This window comes from Sphingobacterium sp. (assembly GCF_039596235.1).
In the GTDB taxonomy this organism is placed as follows: Bacteria; Bacteroidota; Bacteroidia; order Sphingobacteriales; family Sphingobacteriaceae; genus Sphingobacterium.
Genome location: NZ_JBCNKE010000005.1, coordinates 137,873 through 151,435 on the forward strand (window position 1 = coordinate 137,873; position 13,563 = coordinate 151,435).

General features: G+C 40.8%; 7 protein-coding genes and 1 tRNA gene. 4 read left to right on the forward strand and 4 right to left on the reverse strand.

The window, feature by feature from the left end:
• Genes ABDW32_RS12580 through ABDW32_RS12595 form a run of 4 tightly spaced genes read right to left on the reverse strand, consistent with a single transcriptional unit; the run spans position 1 to position 5,964 of the window.
• Entirely contained in the window at positions 1-1,737 is a 1,737-nt protein-coding gene (locus tag ABDW32_RS12580) for a phospho-sugar mutase (RefSeq protein WP_343562875.1), read from the reverse strand.
• Between the two features lie 33 nt (positions 1,738-1,770).
• Positions 1,771-2,454 carry a hypothetical protein gene (locus ABDW32_RS12585; protein WP_343562877.1) on the reverse strand — a complete coding sequence of 228 codons (684 nt, stop codon included), beginning with the start codon at positions 2,452-2,454 and terminating at the stop codon, positions 1,771-1,773.
• A 21-nt stretch (positions 2,455-2,475) separates the two neighbouring features.
• Positions 2,476-3,240 (reverse strand): enoyl-CoA hydratase/isomerase family protein, encoded by a 765-nt coding sequence (locus ABDW32_RS12590; protein ID WP_343562879.1) that lies wholly within the window; start codon positions 3,238-3,240, stop codon positions 2,476-2,478.
• Positions 3,241-3,279: 39 nt separating this feature from the next.
• Positions 3,280-5,964 (reverse strand): TonB-dependent receptor plug domain-containing protein, encoded by a 2,685-nt coding sequence (locus ABDW32_RS12595; protein ID WP_343562881.1) that lies wholly within the window; start codon positions 5,962-5,964, stop codon positions 3,280-3,282.
• A gap of 194 nt (positions 5,965-6,158) precedes the next feature.
• On the opposite strand from ABDW32_RS12595, the gene purD reads away from it, so the two are divergent.
• The 4 genes from purD (at position 6,159) to ABDW32_RS12615 (ending at position 13,558) form a co-directional block, all read left to right on the forward strand.
• Entirely contained in the window at positions 6,159-7,433 is a 1,275-nt protein-coding gene (gene purD, locus ABDW32_RS12600; RefSeq protein WP_343562883.1) for a phosphoribosylamine--glycine ligase, read from the forward strand.
• A 92-nt stretch (positions 7,434-7,525) separates the two neighbouring features.
• Positions 7,526-7,597 (forward strand) — tRNA-Glu (locus tag ABDW32_RS12605).
• Positions 7,598-8,927: 1,330 nt separating this feature from the next.
• Positions 8,928-10,385: an IPT/TIG domain-containing protein gene (locus ABDW32_RS12610; protein WP_343562885.1), complete on the forward strand. Its 1,458-nt coding sequence runs from the start codon at positions 8,928-8,930 to the stop codon at positions 10,383-10,385.
• Between the two features lie 11 nt (positions 10,386-10,396).
• Positions 10,397-13,558 carry a TonB-dependent receptor gene (locus ABDW32_RS12615; protein ID WP_343562887.1) on the forward strand — a complete coding sequence of 1,054 codons (3,162 nt, stop codon included), beginning with the start codon at positions 10,397-10,399 and terminating at the stop codon, positions 13,556-13,558.
• Positions 13,559-13,563 lie beyond the last annotated feature (5 nt).

Below are 13,563 nucleotides of genomic sequence, written 5' to 3' on the forward strand. Positions count from 1 at the left end.
TTAACCAACGATATCTTTCATCATACGGTCTACCTTTTCTTCCAATATTTTTTGAAGGCTTAGGTAATCACTTTTATCTTGAAGCGTTCCCTTAACGGAACAATAGAATTTGATCTTGGGCTCTGTACCTGAAGGTCTTGCTGAAATCACATCTCCATCTACTGTGATAAACTGTAATACATCCGACTTTGGAAGGGTAATTTCACTTTTATTGCCTGTTTTCATATCAGTCGTTTGGGAAAGCTCATAATCACGAATTTCCTTAACTTCGATTCCACCGAGTTTAGTGGGGAGATTTTGGCGTAGACCGGCCATCATGGCCTGGATTTCTTCGGCCCCTGCTTTTCCTTTTTTTGTTAAGGAGATCAGTTTTTCCTGATAGCAGCCAAATTGCTGGTAGATATCTAATAAAACTTCGTAAACAGTCTTACCTTTTGACTTAAAATATGCAGTCATTTCTGCTAGGAAGGCACAAGCATTCGGGGCGTCTTTATCGCGGACCAAATCACCCACTAAGTAGCCATAACTTTCTTCCCCTCCGGCAAGATATTGAGCTGAATCACCTAATTTTGTCATCAATTCACCGATGTATTTAAACCCGGTCAGTGTTTCATAATGCGCAACTTTGTAATGATCTGCGATATCAGACTGGAGGTTGCTGGTTACAATGGTTTTCACAATATAAGGATTGTTGCCCAATTGTTTTAAATCACTTTTTGCACTTAGTACATAATAGATTAACAAACTGCCGATCTGATTACCATTGAGTAATTGAAATTGGCCCTGGCTGTTTTTAATAGCAATACCTACACGGTCCGCATCAGGGTCGGTGGCCAAAACAAGGTCCGCATCAATCTCTTCGCCTTTTTTCTTTGCTAAGGCCATGGCATCTTCTTCCTCAGGATTGGGGTAAACCACAGTGGGGAAGTTCCCGTCTGGAGTTGCCTGTTCTGTGACAATAGTAACGTTTTCAAAGCCCCAGGAAGCAAGCATTTTGGGAACAATTGTAATTCCGGTGCCATGGATCGGAGAATAAACGATTTTTAGATCCTTCTGCGCATGTACAGCCTCTGGATGTATACGCAATGCTTTATTTGCTTCAATATAAATTGGGTCGATTTCCTCACCAACCGGAATAATATTTTGGGTATTCCCTTCAAATCGGATGTCGTTTACACTGGCAATTGCATTGACTTCATCGATCACATTTTTATCATGGGGAGCCGTCAATTGACACCCATCGTTCCAGTATGCTTTATAACCATTGTATTCTTTGGGATTATGTGAAGCCGTTAACATGACCCCGCTTTTGCAGCCAAAATGACGAATGGCAAAAGAGAGCATTGGTGTAGGACGTAGTTCATTGAAAAGATAAACCTTTATTCCGTTTGCTGCAAATACCTGGGCAACAAGCTGACCAAAGGATCGTGAGTTGTTGCGGCTATCGTAGGAGACAGCTACCTTTATTTCCTCGCTGGGAAACTGTTTTTTTAGATAGTTTGATAATCCCTGGGTCGCTTTCCCAATCGTATACTTATTCATACGGTTGGATCCTACACCCATAATGCCTCTTAAACCCCCGGTTCCAAACTCCAGATTTTTATAGAATGAATCAATAAGTTCTGTTTCTGCCTGATCATCTATTAATTTTTGGACCGAGGTTCTTGTTTCCTCATCATAATTAGAGGTTAACCAATCGTCGATTTTCTTTTGTATGTCTTTATCTAAATTTCCCATGCTCTTAAAAATGGCTAAATGTAAAAAATCTTTTTATGCATCACAACCTGCATACGCGCGGTCTATAACTGTAATATACCATTTTTCTCCTTCTTTTGTTACATGAAAAACAAAAGGCTCTTCGCTTTCGTTGGAGGTCATGATCGCACGATAGCTTCTGGTTTCTATATTTCTCAGTCGCTGTAGTTCAGTCTGATTAATTTTTGCATCTAAAATCTCGTTCATGAATTTAGCTGTTTGTGACAGTTCATTCGGACGGGATTTCTTATCATAAAAAAATCCTAGCTTATCCCATTTCATTGTTCCACAGTCAAAAGCAGGAAGTTTTCCCGCTTTTAATGGGCCTTTATAACTCAGTTTTTCATAGGAATGATATTCTGGTACCGGTTTGGAAAAATTAAAACTATTTTGATGCACATACGAATCCAATGCTCCTGGGCGATAGATGATATAGATCCCTAATTTTGGATGGATATAGTTATTGATTGTTTTACTGTCTTGTTCAGTATATGCTTTGGCAATTTTTTCCAATACCTCTTCCAGTGTTTCTGTATCCTCTTTCTTTATTTCTTTTTCGACTGTGTCCGGTTTACTTATCGTATCCAATGGGATAGAGTCCTGAGCAATTTTGACTGCCTTGTCTTCCTTTTTATTGTTTCTACAGGAGACCGCAGCGATGCAGAGACAGATGAGAACAAAGAAAAAGAGATTTCTCATGTTATTTTCGTTTAATTAATATTATTTTTTTGAAGTCAAGTTTTCGATGATCGACTTTAATATAGACCGTGTTGACGGCAGCCACCATTGTTCGAGAATAGCCTGAATCGTCTCTTCTCTATTTTCACGCAATTTAAGAATTATTTCTTTTCGGAAGTTTAGTTTAGAGGTTTGCCAGGTTTTTTGATTAAACTGTGCGATCTGTTTTATTTTTTTTGATGCGGTATTAAAAAGTATATCCGCTGGTACGACTTCGTCGACTAAGCCTTGTGATTTTGCTTCGAGCGGCGAGAGCAGTTTTCCTTCGAGTAGATTCTGATAAGCATGTCTTTTCCCAATCCAGAATGCATAAAGCTGGAAGATACTTTCGGGAACGATAAGACCCACTGGTATTTCATTAAGCCCTATTACGAAATTCCCCTCAGCCATAATCCTATAATCGCAGCATAGGGCGAAGACACAACCTCCCGCGGGGCTATGGCCAGATATGGCAGCGATTATCGGTTTAGGGAAAGATGCCAGTAGGGAAGTGGCCTCCAAAAAAAGATTCCAGAATTCCCGGATTTGATCCTCATCATACTCAAATAAGGTGATCAGGTCAAGGCCTGCGCTAAAAAAGTTCTCCTTACCGATAAGAATTGCTCCGCGCACAGCGTCGTTACCCTGACTTGATTCCAAAGTCTCTATTAGCTCTTTTAATAACTGTGTATCGATGGCGTTGGACTTCCCCCGATCCAAAAAAATACTTAAAATATGGTCTTCTATTTTGGTTTTGATATGCTGCATAACGAATTTATTTAAATTTATAACGGTTTGTTCGGATTGCTATTGTGATTTTACTTCTATTAAATATTCAAGATGGGCGATTTTGCCTTCCATGTCAACGCCTTCGACGATAATTTTATAGGTTCCGGGTTCATCCGAAGTAAAAAAATCAAATTTGGTTTTCCCATTTTTCTCGGTCACTAGATTAGGTTCCCAGGCGATGGTTGTTCTTAGGTCGCGTTTAAGCTCCTGTTTTTGCGTGGTGTTATATTGTGGCTTGAAAAAGTTGCGGTTTACATGTAGTCCTTTAGGCACAATGGTGACGATCCCTGTAGGTGTATAGGAGGCTGACATTGCATCTCCGGATTTACTTGTAATGACCAATACACCGTTTCCGCCATACATACCATAGATGGCGGTGTTGCCGATGCTCCTCAACACCTCGATACTGGCAATGTCCTGAACATTGATCATGTCGAGCTGATCCGCCTCGATGTACATCCCATCTAAAACAACCTGCATGGGACTACCCCCGTTCATTCCCATCGAGCGGGTACTGTAAGGGACTCCATTTCGAAAAATAACGCCCACCAGTCTTCCTGCTAGACATTGCTCCAGGGTTGTGCAGGTCGATAGATCTTCGGCTGACAAGACCTGATCAGCATGGCCGGGTCCATTGAGATTTCTTGAATTTTTGTCCGCTTTATTGGTCCGCACCCTGTTAACCTGTACTTCCTCCAGTTTAATACTTTTTTGAATAATGCCGGCAGCTTCCAGTTCAGTCAAAAATTGCTGGCTACCTTTGAGCTGATCGATCAGTTTGCTGTTGACATCATTCACGATCAATGGCTGGTCTTTGCTTTCAGTAACAGCAGGAGCTGCGATCTCGTCAATAAGTATGTCAACCCTGTTCTTTTCCTTTTGACCATTCCCGGTTACGATAAATTTGATGCTATCGGCGAATAGTAAGTCATCAAAAATAAATCGACCATCATTATTTGTGGTTGTGTCTATACTCAGCATTATATCGCTGGTTGGTATTAAAGTCACTTTAGCCTTGGGAACAACTGCTTTTCGTCCGGTTTTCTTGACCGTCCCAGAAATTGTGAGACCTTTTTCCGGTCGATACAGATTATTCGTTGTATTGAGATAATTCTTCCAGTCCAGTTTACGCCAGCCTTGGATCAACATGAGGTTGTCAAGCTCATTAAATCGGATATTATCCAAATCGTCAAAATAGTAATTGGGGCGCTCTACAAAGCCACGGAGATCAGATTTTAGGAGAAGCTCAGAGACAATCGATGAATAATATTGATCTGTCGTAGAATCAACTTTACTGCGGTTGACTACAGCGGCGGAGAGCGCCGCTATTTTTGAGGTATCGCTGCTACCGTCTTTAATGGAAAGGTTTGCAATGACCTGCTCTCTTGTAGCAAAAGTGGATTTGTTTAATTGGATGGCTATTGGGAATAGTGTTTTAGGAGCATTGTAATTAAAGACGAGTCTTTCTATGATGGGTATCATCTGCTCATTAAGCACAGACAGTTGGATTACACCTGAAGGAAGATCCCTTTTGGGAATATTGAACAGGAGCTCCTGTTTATTTAACTTTTGCTTTACAGCATGTAGTACGATTCCATTATATTGTGCAATTAGATAAACATCTTTTCCGCTTACCAGATCGTTAGTGGAGGATAATTGAGCAGCAATCTTATCTTTTAAACTGGAGTTGACAGTAAGTACTTGGCCAGATAAGGCGACAGGTGGTAGTGCTGTGCTTACAGAATTCCCATCCGAAAAGACTGCAGTGGCAATATACTTTTTTTCGGAGCTTAGAATAAGTGGAATACTTCCCATGCCCAGCACATTGGTTTCAAATTCGACTATGGGGGCTTGGTTTTCTTCTGCGATTTGGATTTTTGATTTGATGCCCAGTCCCGAAGGGCTCAGTACTTTGACCCCGGTTTTGCTTAGGATATTATTTACTAATTCGCCGCTTTCAGGAAAAATCTGAATACTATTTTGCTGATCCGGGCTTGGGATGGTAAAACTCTTTAACACCCGTCTTTTGTCTGAGGACAGCAATTGCAATGTGAGTAGTCCGCCCTTAAAATCATCTTTGAGTTCAAGCGTTATTGTCCCATTTTCATTGGATTTTAACCGACCTTTCTTTTCCTTTTGACCATTTTGTTGGAGTGTATAGCTTACATTATTGTTGACTAGAGGGGCTCCTTGAATTGTTTTTAGATTGATCTGGAAGAAATTTTCAGCCCCATTTCTTAACAACGAGCTCTGCGTGATGACATTGTCCGCTCTTCCGTTAGTAATTGGAATAATACGCTCATAGAAATTGGATATGGAATCATTTTGCATCCAACGGGTGTAAGCTCTAATCCGGTATGAACCTTCAACGAGTGTGTCAGATAGGTTGAGGTCACCGATGCCGAGGCCTAATGTGAGCGGAATTTTAATGCTTTTAACGACATTATTTGTAGGGGAGATCAATTCGATATTGGCGATTTTGCTGATATTGCTCAGATAATTGAATGGAGCCGTGGTACAATACAGTTTGAACCAGATATTTTCACCGGCCGAATAGTCATTTTTGTCTAGGTGTAGATAAATTTTTTCGGTTACGTGATTTTCATGATAGGACTCCAATTTTCGTAGCGTTTGATCAATTTGAGCAACGGCCAATAATGGAAGTAATAGGCAATTGACTAACAACAATATTCGAGCATACATATGACCAATGTTTCTTGAAAATTAGAAAATATTTTTCCTTTAATCAACTTATAAATCAAAATATTATCGACCTGAGCTTGCTAAACGATCTGTACGGATGCTTTGATCTTCTTTTGTGCTGTAAAATAAATTTAAAATCTGTTTTTGAGCCATGTTATGCCTGAAAATTAGCATAAAAAAAATATCTTTGTGCTATGAATATCCTAATAATCGGTTCGGGAGGTCGGGAATCTGCCTTCGCCTATAAGTTGTCGAAAAGTCCACGTTTAGGTCAATTGTTTATAGCTCCAGGGAACGCTGGTACAGGAGCGTACGGCCAAAATGTCAATATTAAAGTTACTGATTTTGAAGCTATCGCTTCCTTTGTATTGGAAAATGCGGTACAAATGGTTGTCGTAGGGCCCGAAGAGCCTTTGGTAAAAGGTATTCATGATTATTTTTTGAACCGTGCGGATTTAAAAGATATTCCGGTAATCGGTCCACAACAGGAAGGAGCTCAATTGGAAGGCTCAAAAGATTTTTCAAAGCAGTTTATGGATAGACACGGCGTACCTACTGCTGCATCGCGTTCTTTTGATGTGGATTCTTTGGAGGAAGGACTGATCTATCTGGAGAGCCAAAAACTTCCGATCGTGCTTAAAGCTGATGGTCTGGCTGCTGGAAAAGGTGTTTTAATCTGTGAAACGCTTGAAGATGCTAAAGCTGAACTAAAAGCGATGATTGCGGATTCCAAATTTGGTGAGGCAAGTCGCGTGGTTGTCGTTGAGGAATTTTTAAAAGGAATTGAGCTATCTGTATTCGTGTTGACAGATGGGAATTCGTATAAGGTACTGCCTTCTGCGAAGGATTATAAACGCATAGGAGAGGGAGATACAGGGTTAAATACAGGTGGAATGGGATCTATCTCGCCAGTGCCTTTTGCTGATGAGACATTTTTGAATAAGGTAGAAGAGCGTGTCATCAAACCAACTGTTGAGGGATTGAAGAAAGATGGTATTCCATATAAAGGCTTTATTTTTATCGGTTTGATGAATGTTGAGGGTGAGCCATATGTCATTGAATATAATGTTCGTATGGGTGATCCTGAAACAGAATCTGTATTGCCGCGTATTGAGTCTGATCTCTTGGATCTGCTGGAAGGTGTTGCACAGGGAAATTTAGACCAACGTTCTTATACCGTCTCTCCAAAAACAGCAGTTACGGTGATGTTAGTGGCAGGAGGTTACCCTGGTGCCTATGAATCCGGAAAGGAAATTGTGAATATGGAGAATGTCAAGGAATCTATTGTATTCCAGGCAGGCACCAAGGAGTTGGATGGTAAGGTTGTCACCGCTGGTGGTCGCGTGATTGCTGTTACCACGTTACAAGACTCTCTTTTTGAAGCCCTTCAACAGGCAACAGCGGATGCTGGAAGGATCTATTTTGAAGGAAAGTATTTCCGTCGCGATATCGGTTTTGACCTTATCTAAAAAATATTTAAAATTATTTTTGTAAAAATAATTTTAAGATCTATATTTGCAACTCCAAAAAACAAGAAAGCTTTTGGAGTTGCATTAAAAATGGCCCGTTCGTCTAGGGGTTAGGACGCAAGATTTTCATTCTTGAAACAGGGGTTCGATTCCCCTACGGGCTACAGATCAAAAAATCAAAACATACAAAAGTCTGCAAATATTTAATTTGCGGACTTTTTTGTTTTTCGGTATCTACAAAACCAATATTGATCCCATAAAATGGATTAAGCTGAATTCTTGGGGTAATACTGGAAATTTTCTGGTTTAGGCCCTTTAATACAGATAACATCGCAAGAGGCCGAGCGTAAATTACTATCCCTGTTGATGCCCGAAGGGTTTTTAGAGTATTTCCAGATTTAGACGTCGATCAGATTGAGAATCAGCTACACATTTATTTAGATGAGTTTAATTATTGCTCCAGCGTGTTCTATTGAGCAGTTGTCAGGATTGCGCTCCCGTTTTTAGCCTGAGGGAGAGAGTGTACATAATTTCCTGTTTTCGTCAACACAAACACAACGGAAGCTGCTTTCCCAAAAAAGTTCCGTTGACGATATTTTTGATGATTGACATAGCTGTTTGACTAGGAGATAGATAATTGAAATTAAATCGGAAACGTGCTAAACAAGATTATGCCTAATAACAATTTTCAATCAATTTTTAGACAGTGATTAGTCATTGGTTATCCAATCTTCACTGAGCAATCACTGAACAAGCACTGAACAAGCACTGTTGAAAAACCAAATTTGGCCACTATTTGATTTTAATGTGTTGCCCCCAAAATATCGACAAAAAAGACTAACAACCTAAGGAAAAGGATTCAGGATCTCAACCTGGACCAAAATAGAATAAATCTACGTTTCAAGAATTATCTATCAACGCGCTGATGCGTTGTACAGAAAAAATAAATTCTTAAAAAACTAGTTTATAGCTCATTGTGTTGTGAATGGTTTGGTTTGATACAAATACGCAGATTATTGAGATAATTCGATAGTCTCAAAAATTTTACGTTCCCTACTTTTGAGTAATCAATTATAAAGTAGAATATCTTAGAGAAATATCAGAAACCAAAATTTAAGAAATATCTAGCAATTTCAAGCTGTGCCATGTTTGGGATTTGAAAAACGGAATTAGAAAGTATTAGAAAAGTAATTTAAATAAATTAGGAAGACTTTGAAGCTATTGCACTAAAGTCTTTTTTAGCTATCAGAAGCTAATACCATTTAGCTTGTAATTTTTAAATAATCAATTATGTATAAACTTTTAAAAGGAACTCACCCTTCGATCGGGCGGGCATCGATTCGTTCGTCCTGAAATTTCGACGTAAGGAGAACTAGTTAAATCCCTGACACGCTTTCAACGAGATAAACCTAAAAGATAAAAATAAATCGGAAGGCGGTCCTCTGGGATAATAAAAAAAAGTATTTGAAATAAATTCTAACCAATTCATAACTTATGAGAACAAAACAAGTCGCGAGTAGAGCCTTGTGCCGATTTGGTAGACTCTGGGTCTTTATGATGCTCACCTTTGGTCTTTGGGCCTGCAAGAATGATTCAACAGCAATTATTGGGGAAGCAAAGCCATTTGATCCCAATAAACCAGTCATCGTGTCTGATTTCAGTCCAAAATCGGGTGGCATGGGGCAGCGTCTAATTATCTATGGGCAAAATTTCGGAAATGATCCGAAGAATGTTACTGTGCTTATAGGGGGACAACAGGCAGTCGTTATTAATGCTTTGGGTGAGTCATTGTATTGCCTGGTTCCCAAACAGGCGTTCGAGGGCGATATCGAAGTGCGTGTTGGCGGAGTCGAGAAACCTGTCATCGGACGGGCTGAAGCAAAGTTTGACTATAAACGTAAGCTAGTGGTGTCCACACTCGCCGGTTACAGGAATGCCCGCGGAGACGAACCTTGGAAAGACGGTAAGTTTAAAGATGCTGACCAAAATAAAATGGCCAGTGGTTTTTGGCTTTCCTCTTTTATGAAGTTTGATCCCGTAAATCCCAAACATCTGTGGGTGACATTTGATGACAATAATGGCCTTTATCTGATTAATTTTGAGGATAGCACGATTACCAAAAAACGTTCCGATTTTAGCCGTCCTCGTAGCGTAGATTTTTCGATAGATGGGAAATATATGATCGTAGCGCAAGACCGGGGGGGAGAGAATGATGAGTCTACCTTATTGTTTTCCCGGGCAAAGAGCTTTCTCGATAAAGAAGTGCTGACCAAAAGCCGACAATGTAATGGAGCTTCCATTCATCCTGTTAATGGAGAAATGTATTTTAACAGTTATGCAAAAGGAGAGTTCTTTCGTTTTGATCTCAATCAGTATTTCACAGATAAAGCGGTAAAAGCGGAGCAGTTATATGTTATTCAGGATCCGGAATGGGAATATCGGGCCTTGATTCATCCGACTGGAAACTACGCATATATTTTGGTGATTAACCAAGGTTATATCATGCGTGCGGACTACAATTGGGATAAAAAGCGATTTAACCAACCCTATTTAGTTTGCGGTAAAGTCCGTGAATCAGGTTATAAAGATGGGGTGGGATCCTCAGCCCGTGTCAATCAGCCCTATCAAGGGGTATTTGTCAAAAATCAGGCTTATGTGGAAGCCGGTAAACCTGATGTCTACGATTTTTATTTTACAGACCTTATGAACCATGCCATTCGTATGCTTACGCCCGAAGGTGCCGTAACAACTTTTGCCGGCAGAGGGAGTTCGAGCCTGAATACGAATCCTTACGGCTATGTTAATGGAGATCTGAGGGCAGATGCTCGTTTTGATCGGCCATCAGGCATCGCCTATAATGAAAAAGAACAGGCTTTTTATATTGGAGACCGTGAAAATAGACGGATTCGTAAGATCGCACTGGAGGAAATGGATGAAAATGACCAAGATTAACCTGTGATAAGATGATGAATAAAATAGCACTAACATGTATAGCGCTTCTCAGTTTCAGCTGGACTGTGTTTGCACAAGAAACTGTTGAGGTAAGGGGTGTCATTGTCGATACCCAAAGCTCGCCGCTTGTCGGTGTCAGCATCTCGGTGAAAGATGCTCCCGGCTTGGGGACGACCTCAGACAGCAAGGGTAACTATAAGATAAAAGTAGAGCGTTACAAAACACTCGTATTCTCTTCTGTGGGATACCAAAAGAAAGAAGTACTTGTGAAAGATGCACAAATCATTGATGTGAGTTTGAAAGAATCGGAGACCAGCGTACTGGATGAAGTGGTAGTAACAGGTACGGGTACTCAAAAGAAACTGACATTAACTGGGGCCGCAAGTGGAGTGGATGTGGAGACAATGAAAGCTAACCCGACTTCAAGTATAACAAATGCACTTGCCGGAAATGTGCCCGGAGTCATGGCGATGATGCAGTCCGGTCAGCCCGGTAGAAATATCTCCGAGTTTTGGATACGTGGTATTTCTACCTTCGGCGGGGGTAGTGCTGCTTTAGTTTTAGTAGATAATGTCGAGCGCGATATTAATGATATAAATATCGAAGATATTGAAACATTTACTGTGCTTAAAGATGCAGCCTTGACAGCAATTTATGGTTCTAGGGGCGCAAACGGCGTTATCCTGATTACGACAAAACGTGGTAAAGAGGGTAAAATCAATATCAATTTTAAAGACGAGACCATTTATAACACACGTACAATTACACCTGAATTTGAGGATGGTGTAACCTATGCCAACCTACTAAATGAGGCCCGGATCACGCGAAATTTTGAACCGATTTATCGTCCGGAAGAGCTGGAGATCTTGCGTTTGGGGTTGGACCCGGATCTTTATCCCAATGTCAACTGGAAAGATCTATTGCTGAAAGATGGTGCCATGACTTACCGGGCAAACCTCAACATGACCGGAGGTGGGGCTACGGCGCGTTATTTCGTGTCAGGAAGCTATGTCGATGAAGGCGGGATGTATAAAACGGATGAAACACTGCGCAACGATTATAACACAAATGCGAATTATAAACGTTGGAATTATCGTCTGAATGCGGATATCAATGTGACCAAAAGTACGGTATTGAAAGTTGGCGTTGCGGGATCCTTAGATAAAAGAAATAGCCCCGGCTTAGGTGATCAGGATCTCTGGGGTTCTTTTTTTGGTTATTCTCCGATCAGTACGCCTGTACTGTATTCCAATGGCCGTGTACCGACAATAGGAGATGGCAATAAGATCAATCCATGGGTCATGTCAACGCAGTCGGGATTTAATGAAAATTGGAAAAACAAAGTGCAGACCGATGTCACAATCGAACAGAATTTTGATTTTATTACCAAAGGTTTAAGGCTTAGGGGGATTGTCGGTTTTGATACCTATAATAATAACAATATCACCCGGATTAAATTGCCTGAACTATGGCATGCCGAACGCGCACGTGATGAGAATGGAAATCTGATTTTTACCCATAAGGCTAATCCCAGAGAAATGGAACAGGGCGGGTATTCCGAGGGAAATAGACGGGAGTTTTATGATGTCATGTTTAATTATGATCGCAAAATTGGAGACCATAATTTAGGAGCAGTAGCACGTTTTACCCGGGATGCTTTTACCAAAACAGTTGATTTGGGCAATGACATCAAAAATGGGGTATCCCGACGCAACCAAGCATTAGCCGGAAGATTGACCTATAACTGGAAGTCACGTTATGTTGCTGATTTCAATTTTGGATATACGGGGTCGGAAAACTTTGCCATAGGACAACAATATGGCTTTTTCCCGGCCGTTGCAGCAGCATGGAATATCTCTGAGGAACCTTTTGTAAAAAATAATGTTCCTTGGCTGAATTTGCTTAAAGTACGTTACTCCTGGGGTAAAGTGGGAAATGACCAGCTTAAAATAGGTGATAACAACGAACGTTTCCCATACTTATATACGATTGATGAAATCTGGCGTAGAGATGACAGAGGTAACCTTATTCTAGATGGCAATGGTCAGCGGATTCCGGTTGGGGGCTATCAGTGGGCAGATTATGGCCTAGATCGTTATTATGGTGGTATTCGGTATAGCCAGGTGGCTTCGCCCTACGTAACATGGGAAATGGCGACCAAAAATAACTTGGGTTTGGATATCGCTTTATTTCGGGATAAAATTGTCGCCAACTTTGATTTCTTTGATGAGAAACGTACCGGCATTTATATGGAACGAAGATTTTTGCCAAGCATGGTTGGCCTGGAAAGTATTCCAAGAGCGAATGTGGGTGGCGTAAAATCACGTGGTTTTGACGGTCGCCTCGAATATAAACAAAAGATCGGCGAACTAAACCTTACGGCACGTAGCAATATCACTTATAGTAAAAACGAAATTACGGCAATCGATGAGGAAAATAACGTATATGGTTATCAAAATCAAAAAGGTTACCGTGTCGACCAGTCCATAGGATTGATCGCTTTAGGCCTGTTTAAAGATTACGATGATATTCGCAATAGCCCGAAACAACAGTTTGATAACAATCCACCAAATTATCAGCCCGGAGATATAAAATATAAAGATGTCAATGGAGATGGCGTAGTGGATGATGGTGACCGGGTGGCCATAGGCGCAACGCGGCGACCCAATTTGGTTTACGGTATAGGTACTTCGCTGAGCTGGCGGGGATTTGACCTTAGTGTACATTTCCAGGGATCAGGTAAGTCTACTTTTTCGATTTACGGAAAAACGGTGCAAGCTTTTCGTGAGGGCGAATGGGGGCAGGTGATGAAAGGTGTCATGGGCGATAGTCGTTGGATTTCAGCCGAGATTTCGGGCGATCCATCAACCGAAAATCCCAATGCATCTTATCCGCGTTTAAGCTTTGGTGACAATATTAATAATTTCAGAGAATCAACATTTTGGTTGAAAAACGGGCAATATCTTCGTTTGAAAACCTTGGATATTGGTTATACTTTGCCAAAACACCTCACCAATCGGATTAAGGCCAATAGCATTCGCTTCTTCCTCGTTGGCTCAAATTTATTGACCTGGTCAAAATTCAAACTTTGGGATCCGGAGCTGGCCACCCCAAGGGGCGAGGATTATCCCCTGCCCAAGTCATTTACATTTGGCATCAATATTAACCTATAAAATCA